The sequence below is a fragment of the Enemella evansiae genome, assembly GCF_002250705.1.
Lineage (GTDB): Bacteria > Actinomycetota > Actinomycetes > Propionibacteriales > Propionibacteriaceae > Enemella > Enemella evansiae.
Map to the genome: position 1 here is coordinate 81,357 of NZ_NMVP01000037.1, position 14,464 is coordinate 95,820.

The following is a 14,464-nucleotide window of genomic DNA, read 5'->3' on the forward strand; positions in this document are numbered from 1 at the left end:
TCCGAAGCCTCGCGGACAAGAATGACATTGATATCAGACCCCCATCAGTTCAGCGAAGATCGAAGCCAGCCGCAACGGGTCGTGCCGAGGCGTCCCATCGCGCATCGCCAGATCGGCCAGCACCAGTTCGGCACCGAGTGAGGCCGCGTAGTTGGCCAGGTGTTTGTCGTCGCGGGCGAAGGTCTCGTCGGCGACGATGTAGTCCAGCCGGAGCCGGGGCGCGTGGTCGGCGAGGATCTCCAGGTGCTGGCTGGCGGAGTAGCCGTCGGTCTCATCGGCCGGCATCAGGTTCAGGGTGAGCAGCCGGCGGGCCCGGGTCTCGATGATCGCCTCGGCCAGCTCGGGTACGAGCAGGTGCGGGATCACCGAGGTGAACCAGGAACCGGGGCCGAGGACCACGAAGTCGGTGTCGCGGACCACCTCGATGACCTCGGGACGGGCCGGCGGGTTCTCCGGTTCCAGCCGCACGGTGTGCACCTCGCCCTCGGTCTTGGCCACCCGGGCCTGGCCGCTGACCAGGGAGACCTCGTCGGGGCTGAGCGGATCGATGCCGATCACCTCGGCGACGATCTGCAGCGGCACCGAGGACATCGGCAGCACGCGGCCCTTGGCACCGAGCAGCTCCGCGACCATGTCCAACCCGGCCACCGGGTCGCCGAACTTCTCCCACAGGCCGAGGATCAGCAGATTGCCGACCGCGTGCCCGGCGAGCGGCCCGTCGCCGGTGAACCGGGACTGCAGCACATCCGCCCAGGTGCGGCCCCAGTGGTCGTCCCCACAGAGCGCGGCCAGCGCCATCCGCAGATCACCCGGCGGCAGGCAGCCGAACTCCTCCCGGAGCCGGCCCGAGGAACCGCCGTCATCGGCGACGGTGACCACGGCGGTGAGCCGGTCGGTGACCCGACGCAGCGCCGACAGCGAGGCGAACAGCCCGTGCCCGCCGCCGAAGGCGGTCACCGACGGCAGCCGCTCGAAAGGAAGGTCGAAGCGACGTACGCTCATTCGCGCCCCAGATCACGGTGCAGCACCTTGGTCGGCATCCCGACCTCGCGGAGCCGCCGGCCGAGCTCCTCGGCCATCGCGGTGGAGCGGTGCTTGCCGCCGGTGCAGCCGATGCCGACGGTGGCGAATCTCTTGCCCTCATTGAGATAACCGCGGGCGACGGTCATCATCAGTGCCTGCAGCTGCTGCAGGAACGGCCCGGCCGCGGGCTGGCGCAGCACATAGTCGGCGACCGGCTGGCTGAGCCCGGTCTGCGGCCGCAGCTCGGGCACCCAGTGCGGGTTCGGCAGGAAGCGGACATCGATCACCATGTCGGCATCGACCGGGATGCCGTTCTTGAAACCGAAGGACATCAAGGTGACCCGCAGCTTGTCGGTGCCCTCACCCTCATAGGCGTGCACCACCCGCGAGGTCAGCTGGTGCACGTTCATCGCGGAGGTGTCGATCACCAGGTCGGCACCGGCGCGCAGGGTGGCGAGCAGCTCGCGCTCCCGGCGTACCCCGTCGAGCAGGCGACCGTCGCCCTGCAGCGGGTGCGGGCGCCGGGAGGACTCCTGGCGCTGCACGATCACCTCGTCGCTGGCCTCGATGAACAGGATCTCGGGCACCGTACCCGCCGATTCGAGCCGGGCGAACACACCGGGGAGTTCCTCGAACAGGGTGCGCCCACGGACGTCGAGGACCGTGGCGAGCCGGGTGATCCCCTCGGCCCGGGCCAGCTCGTAGAGCTTGGGCAGCATCACCGGCGGCAGGTTGTCGACCACGTACCAGCCGAGATCCTCCAACGCGTGGGCGGCGGTACGCCGACCGGCGCCGGACATCCCGGTGACGATCACCACCCGGATGTCGTCTCCCGATGGGGCGGCCACCTCGACGGTGCTGGGGGCGGGATCCGGGTCGATCGATTGGGTCACCCGCTCATTATCCCCATCGATCAATCCGACAGCACCTCCCCAGTGGTCATGTTGATCGCCTCACCGGCCGGCTTGCCGGCGAGTGCCGCGTGCACCGCCTCGGCGGTGCGTACGCCGAAGCCCGGGACCGCGGCGATCTCCTCGGTGCTCGCGGCACGGAGCTTCTTCAGCGAACCGAAATGGGCGATCAGCGCCTTGCGCCGCACCTCGCCCAGCCCGGGTACGTCGTCGAGCACCGATTCGACCATGGTGCGGCTGCGCCGGCCGCGGTGGTGGCCGATCGCGAAGCGGTGCGCCTCGTCGCGGAGTCGCTGCAGCAGATAGAGCCCCTCGCTGGAGCGCGGCAGGATCACCGGATACTCCTCATCGGGCAGCCACACCTCCTCGAGCCGCTTGGCCAGGCCACAGAGGGCCACCTCGGTGATGCCGAGCTCGGCCAGCGCATCCGCGGCGGCGGCGACCTGCGGCGGACCGCCGTCCACCACGACCAGCGCCGGGGCGTACGCGAACCTGCGCGGCGCACCGGTCGTCGGGTCGACCAGCAGCGCCTGTTCCCCACCGGAACCGTCATCGCGGCCGGCGGCCATCGCCTGCCGATCGTCGAGCAGCCGCTTGAACCGGCGGGTGATCACCTCGTGCATCGAGGCGACGTCGTTCTGGCCCTCGACGCCCCGGATCACGAACCGCCGGTACTCGCTCTTGCGCGGCAGGCCGTCCTCGAAGACGACCATCGAGGCGACCACCTCGCTGCCCTGCAGGTTGGAGATGTCGTAGCACTCGATCCGCAGCGGCGGCTCCGGCAGATCGAGGGCGGTGGCGATCTCCTCCAGCGCCCGGTTCCGGGTGGTCAGGTCGGAGGCCCGCTTGGTCTTGTGCCGGACCAGCGCCTCCCTGGCGTTGCGGGTCACGGTCTCCAGCAGGGTCTTCTTGTCGCCGCGCTGGGGCACGCGGATCTGGACCCGGGCCCCGCGGCGTTCACCGAGCACCTGCTCCAGCGGCCCGACCGAGGGCGGCAGCACCGGGACCAGCACCTCCCGTGGGATCGAGCGGCCGCCCTCCCCCTCGACCGGGGTGGCGCCGGCGAGCACCTCGCCGTAGAGCTGCTGCAGGAAGGTCTCGACCAGCTCGCCGGTGTCGGCGTCGTCGGTGCGATCGGCGACCCAGCCGCGTTCCCCGCGGACCCGGCCACCGCGGACGTGGAAGATCTGCACCGCGACCTCCAGCGGGTCCTCGGCGAGCGCGACCACATCGGCGTCGGTGCCGTCGCCGAGCACGATCGCGTTCTGCTCGGTGGCCCGGTTCAGGGCACCGATGTCGTCGCGGATCTTCGCGGCGAGCTCGTACTCCTGGTCGTCGGAGGCGATCTTCATCCGGGTCTGCAACCGGCGCAGCATGGTGGTCGACTGGCCGCTCATGAACTGGATGAAGTCGGCGACGATCTGGCGATGGTCCTCCGCCGAGATCCGGCCGACGCAGGGCGCGGAGCACTTGTCGATGTAGCCGAGCAGGCAGGGCCGGCCGGCCGCGGCGGCGTTCCGGAAGGTGCCGTCGGAACAGGACCGCATCGGGAACACCCGGAGCAGCAGGTCGACGGTCTCCCGGATCGCCCAGGCGTGCCCGTAGGGGCCGAAATAGCGGTTGCCCTTCCGCTTGGCACCACGGCCCACGAAGACGCGCGGATACTCCTGGGACCAGGTCACCGCCAGCCACGGATAGGACTTGTCGTCGCGGTACTTGATGTTGAAGCGCGGGTCGAACTCCTTGATCCAGGAGTACTCCAGCTGCAGCGCCTCGACCTCGGTCTGCACGACGGTCCACTCCACCTTGGCCGCGGTGGTGACCATCCGGCGGGTGCGGTCCAGCAGGTTCGCCGGGTCGGCGAAGTAGGAGTTGAGCCGGGAGCGCAGGTTCTTGGCCTTGCCGACGTAGATCACCCGGCCGTGCTCGTCGGAGAAGCGATAGACGCCCGGTTGGGTGGGAATGGCCCCGGGCGCGGGGCGGTAGCTGGAGGGATCGGCCATCAGGCCAGCGTAGTCACCACCGCTGACCCCGCTCATCGAGTAGTCGGCCATGCGCAGCGCAGCGGAGCAATGGCCGACGTGTCGAGATGACTCCCCCGACCACGGGAGGACGCGTCCCCCGATTGGGGCCCGACCTGTCCACTTGTGGCACAGGTTCCCCCTAGCATGGGCCGCATGGCGAGCGGGGAGGTACGCACCGCCCTGCGCGAGCTGGTGCAGGGCGGCGATGTGCTGTCGCTGGCGACCGCGCGCGAGTTGCCGATCGACGCCGACGCGCTGATGCGGGCGGCGGGCGTACGCCGGATCTCCGACCTGCGTCCCCGGCACGTCCGCGACCTGCCCGAACTGGGCCGGCTGACCAGCGCACCGCAGGACTTCCTGGCCGGTGATGCCGAGGGACGGCTGGTCGGCGATCTGCTCTCGGACAGCCTGGCCCGCGGCATCCAGCTCTGGATCTTCCACGCCGACACCGAGGGTCTGGAGCGGCTGCAGCAGATCTTCGGCCCCGACCAGGTGCATCTGATCGGCGAGGTGCACCACGGCCAGGAGCCGCTGGCGATCAACCCGCTGCAGCTCGCCGAGGCCTGGTCCGCCGACGACGCCGACCCGCTCCGCCGGGCCTGGCTGGCGGGTTCGCTGAGCGGGATCGACACCCTGCGTACCCCGCCGCGCCTGGTCCGCGCCCTGGAGCGGCTCGAGGTGCCGCATGTCCGGCGCAGCGCGATCGGCCGGTGGCTGCGGGACCCGGCGGTCTTCTTCTATGTGGTGGTGCTGATCTATTCGGCGCTCCGGGCGCTGCCGGTGACCTTCGTCAAGGAGTTCAAGGGCCATCTCGGGATCCTCTGGGCGATCGACATGCTCACCGCGATCCCCTACACCTGGGGGGTGATCGCGATGGTCACCGCCAAGCGACGGCTGGTCCGCGCCCTGGGCACGCTGGTCACCGCGGTCACCTTCGTCGCGCCGTACGTCTATTTCTGGGCGACCGGGGAGAACTATCCGTGGTGGGTGGTGCTCGTCGTGGCCCTGTTGATCCTGTCGGGGTTCCTGATCGAGGGATGGAAGATCTGGACCGACCGCCGGATCACCGCCGAGTTGGCGCGCACCGGGATGGCTGCGGTCCAGACCTCCACCGCGAAGGAGAACCGATGACCGAGCACCGGCCCGGGGCCGACGGACCCGACAGCCCGGCCCGCCCCGATCGGCGTCAGGTGCTGCGCGGCGGTGTGGTGGCCGCCGCCGGTCTCGGTGTCGGCCTGGCGGCCACCGCCTGCGGGGATCAGAGCCAGGCTGTCCCGTCCCCGTCCCCGACCCGGTCCGCCCCACCGGTCCAGGTGCCCAAGGACAAGGTCGCGGTGGGCGGTGGGGTGGTGCTGGAGAAGCGGTTCGTGGTGACCCAGCCGACCGCCGGTGACTTCCGGGCGTTCAGCAACATCTGCCCGCACGGCGGCTGTTCGGTGTCCTACGTCCGGCAGCAGCAGATCGTCTGCGCCTGCCACGGTTCGGAATTCTCGATCGTCGACGGCAGCCGCACCCTCGGGCCCGCGCGCACCGGATTGGCGCAGGCGACGGTCACCGACGACGGTGACAACCTGCGGATCGGCTGACCCGGTGCTGATCGGGCGTCCCTCGTCCACCGCGAAGTTGCCGCTGCTGCGGGCACCGCTGGCCGACCCGGTGCGCCCGACGCGCGTGGTCGGCGTAGTCAACCCGATCCGACCGAAGGCCGAGTGGGCGGTCGGTGAACTGCGGACCGCCTGCGAGCAGGCCGGCTGGCCCGAACCGTCGATCGTCACCACCACGATCGCCGAGGCCGGTGCCGAACAGGCCGAACAGGCCGTCGCCGAGGGGGCCGAACTGGTGGTCGCGCTCGGTGGCGACGGCACGGTGCGCGAGGTGGCGCGCGGGCTCGCGCACTCCGGCGTACCGCTCGGGGTCGTGCCGCTGGGCACCGCGAACCTGTTCGCCCGGAATCTGCTGCTGCCACCGGGCAACCTGCGCCGCGCGATCCGGTTGGCGCTGCACGGCGCCACCGCCCCGGTCGACCTCGGCCGGGTCTCGGTCCGCGCCCACGCGGACACCGGTGACTGGCTGCCCGAGGAGACCTTCCTGGTGCTCGCCGGGATGGGCCACGACGCGCACACGGTGCTGGCCACCTCCGCGCACACCAAGTCCCGGCTGGGCTGGTTCGCCTATCTGGGGGCCGGCGCGCAGCATCTGCATCGCCGTCCCGTGCGGGTCCGGTTGCAGGTCGACGAGCAGGCCGCCGAGGACACCGAGGTGTGGTCGGTGCTGGTCGGCAACTGCGGCCGGATCCCCGGTGGCATCGCGGTCTTCCCGCACGCCCTGCTCGACGACGGCCGGTTGGAGCTGATGGAGGCCCGGGTACGCCACCCGGCCCAGTGGTTGCCGGTCGCCTGGCAGGGGCTGCGGCACCGACCGGTCCCCGGTTCCGGGCTGGTGCTGGGCCGCGCCCGGACCGTCCGCGTGGTACCCGAGCAGCCGCATCCGGTGCAGTTGGACGGTGACGTGCTGCCCTCGGTCGGTGAGGCCGTCTTCTCCGTCGACCCCGGCGCCCTGCTGGTCCGCCTCGATCGCCCGCGCGCCCGGCGTACCGGACGCCCCACCCCCTTCACCACCGGGACCGCCGATGCTTGAACAGAGCCAGACACCCGAACAGCGGCAGACCGACGACCCGGAGCTGGCCCGCCTCGCGCATGCCGCGCACCAGATCCAGGAGCGGCGCCGCGGCCGCGAGCGCGATGCGGCGCTGGCCGAACTGCTGCTCGGGGTGCACGGTCCGCGACTGACCCGCTTGAAGAATCTGATCAACACCCACGAGGCCCGCGATCTGGAGGATCTGGTGTTCACCGATCTGCGGGCCGGTCGGGTGCGCCAGCGGATCCTGGACCACTTCGCCGACGAGGCCGATCGGCTCGACATCGGTGATCCCAAGGTGCTCTCCGACATCGACGACACCGCGCTCTGCGCGCTGAACGATCGCCGCTATCCGCGCGGCACCGTCTATCCGGGACTACTCGCGCTCTACCAGGCTCTCGATCAGGGCCCCAGCGGCCGCCCCTTCGACACCGGTGATCTGACCTTCCTCACCGCCCGCCCGAAGGACGCCTGGGGGCTGATCGAGGGTTACTCCCGCGAGGTGCTGCGCAAGGCCGGCATCTCGAAGATGTCGATGCTCTCCGGGGGCCTGCGGAATCTGTTCAGCCATCGCTCGATGGCGGCCCGCAAGCTGACCAACGTACGCCGGTACCGGCGGCTGTTTCCCGAGTACCGGTTGGTTTTCCTCGGTGATTCGGGCCAGGGCGATGTGATCGTCGGCGAGCAGTTGTACGCCCGGCACGGGCCGGCCGTCCGGCTGGTGCTGATCCACGACGTGGTGGCCACCGACCAGGCCGAGCGGCAGGCGTACGCCGAGCGCGGGATCTGGTTCGTCGACACCTATGTCGGCGCTGCCCTGGTGGCGTGGCGGCACGGGTTGATCAGCGACGGATCGCTGGCCCGGGTGGCGGCCGAGGCGGTCGCCGACTTCGAACGGCTGCGCTGGGATTCGCCGGAGCAGCGGGTGAGGATGCGGGAGCTGTTCGAACGCGACCTGGCCGCCCTGCCCGACTGACCCGCCGCGCGCGGGGCGGCCACTAGTCTGGGTCGCACGACCAGGTTGGTCGCGACGACGGGAGTCACCATGAACGACACCACCCGCAGGATCCTGGTCACGGTCGCCATGGCCGTCTGCCTGGTCGGCACCGCCTTCGGTACGGGGTTGATCGGCACCCGGGTCGAGGAGTCCTCCGGCGGTTCGCTGGCCGCCGATGCGACGCTGCTGGCTCCGGCCGGCCCCGCCTTCACGATCTGGTCGGTGATCTATCTCGGGCTGCTCGCCCATGTGGTGTGGCAGTGGCTGCCGGCGCAGCGGACGAGTGACCGGGCCCGCGCGACCGGCCCGTTGATCGCGGTCTCGATGGTGCTCAACGCCGTCTGGCTCGGCGTCACCCAGGTCGGCTGGATCTGGGTGAGCGTGCTGGTGATCATCGTGCTGCTGGCGGTGCTGTCGATCATCGGCCGCCGGCTCGCCCGCACCAGGCCCACCGGTCCGGTGGAGACCGTGGTCGTCGACGGCACGATGGGGCTCTATCTGGGTTGGGTGACCATCGCGACGGTCGCCAACATCGCGGCCGCGCTGGCCTCCTCCGGGGTGGACTTCGGTGGCGCGAACCCGATCGTGGCGGTGGTCGTGCTGGCCGTCGCCGGGCTGATCGGTCTGGCGCAGGCACGGAGCCTGGGCGGCAAGTGGGGCGTCGGCCTGGCCCTCGGCTGGGGCCTGGCCTGGATCGCGATCGGCCGGCTCACCGATGCCCCGCAGTCGGCACTGGTCGGTGTGGTGGCCGCGCTGGTGGCGCTGCTGGTGCTGGCGGCGACGGCACTGTTCTCCCGGCGTACCCCGGCCGTCGCGTCAGCCTGAGGTGTCGTCGGCGCGGCCGCGGATGGTGCGCAGCAGGCTGACGGCGAAGAACCAGCCGCCACCGAGCCACCAGATCAGCTGCGCCGGCAGCGGGGCGTCCGGGTGGGCCAGCACCAGCCAGATGGTGCCGGCGAGCCAGGCGGCCACCGCGAGGATGTTGACCGCCATCAGCCGGCGTACCCGGAACGGATGCAGGAAATCGATCGGGGCCAGGGTGAGCGCGGAGAGCACGATCGTCGCGATCACGTTGAACACCGGCCCGGTGTCGAGCAGCCACAGATAGACCGCGACGATGTTCCAGGCCGCCGGGAAGCCGACGAAGTAGTAGTCGCTGGATTTCATGCCCTTGTTGCAATAGCAGAACAACGAGGACAGGTTGATCAGCAGCATCATCAGCAGCGGCATCGGCGCCGGGCCGAAGGGGATGTGCAGATAGAGGAACAGAGCCGGGATGAAGGTCCAGGTCAGATAGTCGACCACGGTGTCCAGCGCGGTCCCGTCGAACCACGGGATCCGCTGGCTCACCTCGGCACGGCGGGCGAGCGTGCCGTCCAGCCCGTCGACGACCAGCGCGACCGCGAGCCAGCCCCACATCGCCAGCAGGTCCTGCCGGAGCAGCGCGAGCAGCGCCAGGACGGCCCAGACGATGCCGGACATGGTCAGCGCGTGCACCGCCCAGGCGCCGAGGTGCTGACCGACGGTGTACGCCGACCGGCGGTCGGCGGCGGCGGGGGCTGAGCTGGGCACCCCGCGATTCTGCCTGCCGAGGAGGGCAACCGCGAACTGACCGGTGCTCAGCGGCGTGCGGTTGCGCCCCCTCCGCTGCGATCCATCGAATCGAGGGTCCATCCGTCGCGTGCTGCGGGGCTCGACGGATGCACTCAGGAATCGATGGATCGCATGGTCCATCAGCGGCGCGCGGCGGCCTTCCGCGTACCCGACTTCTTCGCCGGCGCCTTCTTCGCGGCGGCCTTCTTGGCTGCGGCCTTCTTCGCCGGTGCCGCCTTCTTCGCGGTCGCCCTGCCTGCAGCCGCCTTCTTCGTGGGGGTCTGCTTGGCCGGGGCCTTCTTGGCGGGGGGCTGCTTGGCGGGGGGCTGCTTGGCGGGGGTCTGCTTGGCGGTGCTCTGCTTCGCCGACCCGTTGGCCGCGACGGCCCGCGTGCTCGGTGACTGCTTCGCGGCGCGGCGGCCCTTCGCACCCTTCACCGGCTCGGGCGCCTCGAACAGGGGCTCCTCGGGCAGCGCGACCGGCACGTGGTGACCCTCCAGCAGCGGCTTGAGGAACCGACCGGTGTGCGACTCCGGGGTGTCGGCGACGGTCTCCGGCGTACCCTCCACGAGCAGCCGGCCACCACCGGAGCCACCCTCGGGACCCATGTCGATGATCCAGTCCGAGGTCTTGATGACATCGAGGTTGTGCTCGATCACCACCACCGAGTTCCCGGCGTCGACCAGTCGGCCGAGGACACCGAGCAGCTTGCGGATGTCCTCGAAGTGCAGGCCGGTGGTCGGCTCGTCGAGCACATAGAGGGTGCGGCCGGTGGACCGCTTCTGCAGCTCGGCGGCCAGCTTCACCCGCTGTGCCTCGCCACCGGACAGCGTCGGCGCGGGCTGGCCGAGGCGTACATAACCCAGGCCGACATCGTTGAGCGTCTTGAGGTGCCGGGCGATCGCCGGAATGGCGGCGAAGAACTCGGCCGCCTCCTCGATCGGCATGTCCAGCACCTCGGCGATCGTCCGGCCCTTGTAGTGCACCTCGAGGGTCTCGCGGTTGTATCGCGCGCCCTTGCAGACCTCGCAGGGCACGTAGACATCGGGCAGGAAGTTCATCTCGATCTTGATCGTGCCGTCACCGGAGCACGCCTCACAGCGCCCGCCCTTGACGTTGAACGAGAACCGGCCGGGCTGGTAACCGCGCACCTTCGCCTCCGGTGCGGACGCGAACAGCTTGCGGATGTGGTCGAAGACGCCGGTGTAGGTGGCCGGGTTCGACCGCGGCGTCCGCCCGATCGGCGACTGGTCGACGTGGATCACCTTGTCGATGTGTTCGGCACCGGTGATCGACCGGTGCCGGCCGGGCACCTCGCGGGCGTTGTAGATCCGCTTGGCCAGCGCCGTGTAGAGGATCTGGTTGACCAGGGTCGACTTGCCCGAACCCGACACCCCGGTCACCGACACCAGCTGCCCGAGCGGGAAGGAGACGGTGACGTTGTCGAGGTTGTTCTCGGTGGCCTCGTGCACGGTCACCGCCAAGCCCTTGCCGGGCCGGCGATGGGTCGGCATCGGGATGCTGCGGCGCCCCGACAGGTAGGCCCCGGTGAGCGAGTCGGTGCTGGTCAGCAGCTCGTCGACCGGACCGGAGACGACGACATGGCCGCCGTGCTCCCCCGCCCCGGGGCCGATGTCGACGGCCCAGTCGGCGGTGCGGATGGTGTCCTCGTCGTGCTCGACGACGATCAGCGTGTTGCCCAGGTCGCGGAGCCGGACCAGGGTCTCGATCAGCCGGTGGTTGTCGCGCTGGTGCAGCCCGATGCTCGGCTCGTCGAGCACGTAGAGCACGCCGACCAGGCCGGCGCCGATCTGGGTGGCCAGCCGGATCCGCTGCGCCTCACCGCCGGACAGCGACCCCGCGGGCCGGGACAGGGTCAGATAGTCCAGCCCGACATCGAGCAGGAACCGGAGCCGCTCGTGGATCTCCTTGAGCACCCGTTCGGCGATCTGCCGTTCCCGGTGGCTCAGCTCCAACGAACCGAGGAACTCGGCCGCCTCGGCGATCGACAGGTCCGACACCTCGGCGATGTTGCGGCCGCCGACGGTGACCGCCAGCGAGCTCGGCTTGAGCCGGGCGCCGCGGCAGGCGGTGCAGGGCACCTCGCGCATGTAACCGGCGAACCGCTCCCGGGAGGTGTCGGTCTCGGCCTCGGCGTGCCGCCGCTTGATGTAGGGCACCACGCCCTCGTATTTCGCCGAGTAGGACCGCTCCCGCCCGTAGCGGTTGCGGTAACGCACCAGCAGCGGATCGCCGACCCCGTGCAGCACGATCTTCTGGTCGGCGGCGCTCAGCTCGCGCCACGGGGTGTCGGTGTCGAAGCCCTCGGTCCTGGCCAGCGAGCGCAGCAGTTTGCCGAAGTAGTCGGCGACGTGCGCACCGGACCAGGGCGCGATCGCTCCCTCGTCGAGGGTCTTGGAGTCGTCGGGCACGACCAGCTCCGGGTCGACCTCCATCCGGGTGCCGAGGCCGGAGCACTCCGGGCAGGCGCCCCAGGGCGCGTTGAAGGAGAACTGCCGGGGCTCCAACTCCTCGATCGAGATGTCGTGATCGTTGGGGCAGGCCATCTTCTCCGAGTAGCGCCGCTCCCGCTCCGGATCCTTGGGATCCAGATCGACGAAGTCGACCGCGACCACGCCGTTGGCCAGCCGCAGCGCCGTCTCCACCGAGTCGGTGAGCCGCTGCTTCGCCGACGGCTTGATCGCGATCCGGTCGACGACCACGTCGATGTTGTGCTTCTGCTGCTTGTTCAGCGTCGGCGGGCTGGTCAGCTGATGGGTCTCGCCGTCCACCCGGGCACGGGCGAAACCATCGGTGGCGAGCTGGCGGAACAGGTCGACGTATTCACCCTTGCGGCCGCGGATCACCGGTGCCAGCACCTGGAACCGGGTGCCCTCGGGCAGCGCCAGCAGCCGGTCGACGATCTGCTGCGGCGACTGCTTGGAGACCGGCTCACCGCAGATCGGGCAGTGCGGCCGCCCGGCCCGCGCGTACAACAGGCGCAGATAGTCGTGCACCTCGGTGATGGTGCCGACGGTCGAGCGCGGGTTGCGGGAGGTCGACTTCTGGTCGATCGAGACCGCCGGCGAGAGCCCCTCGATGAAATCGACGTCGGGTTTGTCGGCCTGGTCGAGGAACTGCCGGGCGTACGCCGACAGCGATTCGACGTAGCGCCGCTGGCCCTCGGCGAAGATCGTGTCGAAGGCCAGACTGGACTTGCCCGAGCCGGACAGGCCGGTGAACACGATCAGCGAGTCCCGCGGGAGATCCAGCGAGACATTGCGCAGATTGTGTTCCCGGGCACCCCGGACGATCAGCCGTTCCATCACGAGAGTCGAGCCTACGGCGCTGGTCTGACAAACCGAAAGGGACCGGTTCAGCCCTGAGCGAGCAGGCGGATCCGGCCGAACTCCGCCGCCCGTGGCGTGGCGTCGGCCGGGGCGGCGAGCCAGCGATTACGCTGCCAACGTCCGGGTGCCGCCCGCCGTCCGGCTCTTCCCACGTTCGCGGGTGAGGAGGTCGACGTGCGCAAGCGCTCCATCACGGTCGGGGCCCTGCTCGCGGTGCTGGTGATCCCTCTGCTGCTGGCGGGTTGCGCCGCCCGCCCGTCGGGGAGCCTGCTGCAGTCGAAGAGCAGTACCCAGGTGGTCCGTCAGATCGCCGACGCCGCCGACTCGAAACAGGTCCTCTCGGCGAAGTTGAGCAGCTTCGAGGCCAGCGTCCAGGTGATCCGCGACAACCAGGCCGAGACCTGGACGCTGCGGGAGGGTGCGACGGATCCGGTCCGGTCCGCGATCGCACCGCTGGATCCGGCGGCCCGGCCGATGCGGGTCAAGGACGTCGATCTCTCCGGCCCGGCGAACGCGCTGGCCGCCTCCGACATCAGCACCGGCTGCTCCGAGCGGGGCGTACGCCTGGAGGTCGACCTGCAGCTGGGCCGCCCGCTCACCCATCTGATCTGCCTGGACAACTCCCGTCACATCTGGCTCGGCGCCGACCTGCGTCCGATCTCCGATGTCGACCTCCGCTCGGCCGACGGCATCACCACCGCCCTCGGCGAACTCAAGGCCATCACCGGTGGCGGCCCGATCGGGAATCTGGCGTTGATCTATGACGAGAACACCCGGCTCGAACTGGAGCAGCCCGGGCCGTGCGGGAATCTGGTGGACTGCCCGGCGACCGTGGTGTCGCGGGCGGCGCTGTTCGGCGCGCAGCCGCCATTCGCCGCCCGGGTCGGTCCGGCGCGGTTGAACTACGCGGTACCGATCGATCCGGCGACCCTGGATCCGGCGCAGCTGCACGGCAGCATCAAGCAGGTGATGAACGACCGGAAATATAACTGGTGGCGGCAATTCACGGTCACCGTCTATCAGGTCCGGGAGAACTCACCGATGATGGAGTTCAAGGTGGGCGACGAGGTCTTCTACACCGACCTGGCCGGCCGCCCGTTGCCCAACGCCCGGTCCTGACCGACAGGAGTTCCCGATGACCCAGCCCGCGTACCATGTCGAGCCCGGTGGGGATCCGGTGGAGATCCCGGTCTCCGACACCGTCACGCTGACCAAGTTCTCGGTGGGGCCGATGGACAACAACGTCTATCTGCTCACCGACGGTTCGGGCACCGTGCTGGTGGACGCCGCCGACGACGCCGACCGGATCACCGACGTGCTGGCCGGCCGCACCGTGGACACCATCGTCACCACCCATCGCCATCCCGATCACATCCGGGCGCTGGCCTCGCTGGCCGGTTCGACCGGGGCCCGGCTGGTCGCCGGCCGCCCCGACGAGGAGGCGATCGCCGAGCGGACCGGGGTGTCCAGCGACCCGGTCTGGACCGGTGACACCGTGGCGCTGCCCGGCGGCGAACAGTTGGCGGTGATCGGCCTGGTCGGCCACACCCCCGGTGCCATCGCACTCGCCTACCGCCCGCCGGGAGGTGGGCAGATCCAGTTGCTGACCGGTGATTCGTTGTTCCCCGGTGGCCCCGGCAAGACGGGCAACCCGGAGGACTTCACCTCGCTGATGGACGACCTCGAGGAACGGATCTTCGGGGTGTACGACGATGACACCGCGGTGCATCCCGGTCACGGCGACAGCACCACCCTCGGTGCCGAACGCCCGCAGCTGGGTGAGTGGCGCGAGCGCGGCTACTGACGCTCATCGAGTAGCTGACCCGGCGCAGCGAAGCGGAGCCGGGTCAGCGTGTCGAGATGAGCCCTCCCTTGGTTGAGCGAGGAACGAGCCCTCCCACTCCGTTGGTTGAGCGAGCGAGGAACGAG

12 protein-coding genes are annotated in these 14,464 nt (G+C 70.2%); 7 read left to right on the forward strand and 5 right to left on the reverse strand.

The genetic code is table 11. The features are described 5' to 3' along the window. Window positions 1-33 precede the first annotated feature (33 nt). The 3 genes from BI335_RS19525 to uvrC form a co-directional block, all read right to left on the reverse strand. Window positions 34-1,002, reverse strand: coding sequence for a gluconeogenesis factor YvcK family protein (locus BI335_RS19525; RefSeq protein WP_094360920.1), 969 nt, complete (start codon window positions 1,000-1,002; stop codon window positions 34-36). Further along, window positions 999-1,871 carry an RNase adapter RapZ gene (rapZ, locus tag BI335_RS19530; RefSeq protein ID WP_094361191.1) on the reverse strand — a complete coding sequence of 291 codons (873 nt, stop codon included), beginning with the start codon at window positions 1,869-1,871 and terminating at the stop codon, window positions 999-1,001. The genes BI335_RS19525 and rapZ overlap by 4 nt, the downstream gene beginning before the upstream one ends. A gap of 65 nt (window positions 1,872-1,936) precedes the next feature. Beyond that, window positions 1,937-3,937: an excinuclease ABC subunit UvrC gene (uvrC, locus tag BI335_RS19535; RefSeq protein ID WP_094361189.1), complete on the reverse strand. Its 2,001-nt coding sequence runs from the start codon at window positions 3,935-3,937 to the stop codon at window positions 1,937-1,939. 174 nt (window positions 3,938-4,111) lie between these two features. Here uvrC and BI335_RS19540 point away from each other — a divergent pair, with 174 nt between their 5' ends. From BI335_RS19540 to BI335_RS19560, 5 genes are all read left to right on the forward strand, one after another. Beyond that, window positions 4,112-5,089, forward strand: a complete 978-nt coding sequence (locus BI335_RS19540) for a hypothetical protein (protein WP_094432998.1) — start codon at window positions 4,112-4,114, stop codon at window positions 5,087-5,089. Continuing rightward, window positions 5,086-5,544: a QcrA and Rieske domain-containing protein gene (locus BI335_RS19545; RefSeq protein ID WP_094433000.1), complete on the forward strand. Its 459-nt coding sequence runs from the start codon at window positions 5,086-5,088 to the stop codon at window positions 5,542-5,544. The genes BI335_RS19540 and BI335_RS19545 overlap by 4 nt, the downstream gene beginning before the upstream one ends. A gap of 4 nt (window positions 5,545-5,548) precedes the next feature. Further along, entirely contained in the window at window positions 5,549-6,595 is a 1,047-nt protein-coding gene (locus BI335_RS19550; RefSeq protein ID WP_172421969.1) for a diacylglycerol/lipid kinase family protein, read from the forward strand. Then, window positions 6,588-7,571, forward strand: a complete 984-nt coding sequence (locus BI335_RS19555) for a phosphatase domain-containing protein (RefSeq protein ID WP_094360927.1) — start codon at window positions 6,588-6,590, stop codon at window positions 7,569-7,571. Before BI335_RS19550 ends, BI335_RS19555 begins: the two co-directional genes overlap by 8 nt. A gap of 69 nt (window positions 7,572-7,640) precedes the next feature. Then, on the forward strand, window positions 7,641-8,417 hold the full coding sequence (locus tag BI335_RS19560; RefSeq protein WP_094433004.1) for a TspO/MBR family protein: 777 nt from the start codon (window positions 7,641-7,643) through the stop codon (window positions 8,415-8,417). Here BI335_RS19560 and BI335_RS19565 read toward each other — a convergent pair. Continuing rightward, entirely contained in the window at window positions 8,409-9,164 is a 756-nt protein-coding gene (locus BI335_RS19565; RefSeq protein WP_094433157.1) for a CDP-alcohol phosphatidyltransferase family protein, read from the reverse strand. The genes BI335_RS19560 and BI335_RS19565 overlap by 9 nt on opposite strands. Window positions 9,165-9,325: 161 nt before the next feature. Further along, window positions 9,326-12,511: an excinuclease ABC subunit UvrA gene (uvrA, locus tag BI335_RS19570; protein WP_172421971.1), complete on the reverse strand. Its 3,186-nt coding sequence runs from the start codon at window positions 12,509-12,511 to the stop codon at window positions 9,326-9,328. Between the two features lie 198 nt (window positions 12,512-12,709). On the opposite strand from uvrA, the gene BI335_RS19575 reads away from it, so the two are divergent. Then, window positions 12,710-13,654 (forward strand): hypothetical protein, encoded by a 945-nt coding sequence (locus BI335_RS19575; RefSeq protein ID WP_094360935.1) that lies wholly within the window; start codon window positions 12,710-12,712, stop codon window positions 13,652-13,654. 16 nt (window positions 13,655-13,670) lie between these two features. After that, window positions 13,671-14,339 carry an MBL fold metallo-hydrolase gene (locus BI335_RS19580; protein WP_094360937.1) on the forward strand — a complete coding sequence of 223 codons (669 nt, stop codon included), beginning with the start codon at window positions 13,671-13,673 and terminating at the stop codon, window positions 14,337-14,339. The last annotated feature ends 125 nt before the right edge of the window (window positions 14,340-14,464 follow it).

Coding starts and splice junctions, on each gene's coding strand:
- BI335_RS19525 (WP_094360920.1), bottom strand. CDS start 1,002: ATGAGCGTACGTCGCTTCGACCTTCCTTTCGAGCGGCTGCCGTCGGTG.
- uvrC (WP_094361189.1), bottom strand. CDS start 3,937: ATGGCCGATCCCTCCAGCTACCGCCCCGCGCCCGGGGCCATTCCCACC.
- BI335_RS19540 (WP_094432998.1), top strand. CDS start 4,112: ATGGCGAGCGGGGAGGTACGCACCGCCCTGCGCGAGCTGGTGCAGGGC.
- BI335_RS19545 (WP_094433000.1), top strand. CDS start 5,086: ATGACCGAGCACCGGCCCGGGGCCGACGGACCCGACAGCCCGGCCCGC.
- BI335_RS19555 (WP_094360927.1), top strand. CDS start 6,588: ATGCTTGAACAGAGCCAGACACCCGAACAGCGGCAGACCGACGACCCG.
- BI335_RS19560 (WP_094433004.1), top strand. CDS start 7,641: ATGAACGACACCACCCGCAGGATCCTGGTCACGGTCGCCATGGCCGTC.
- uvrA (WP_172421971.1), bottom strand. CDS start 12,511: ATGGAACGGCTGATCGTCCGGGGTGCCCGGGAACACAATCTGCGCAAT.
- BI335_RS19580 (WP_094360937.1), top strand. CDS start 13,671: ATGACCCAGCCCGCGTACCATGTCGAGCCCGGTGGGGATCCGGTGGAG.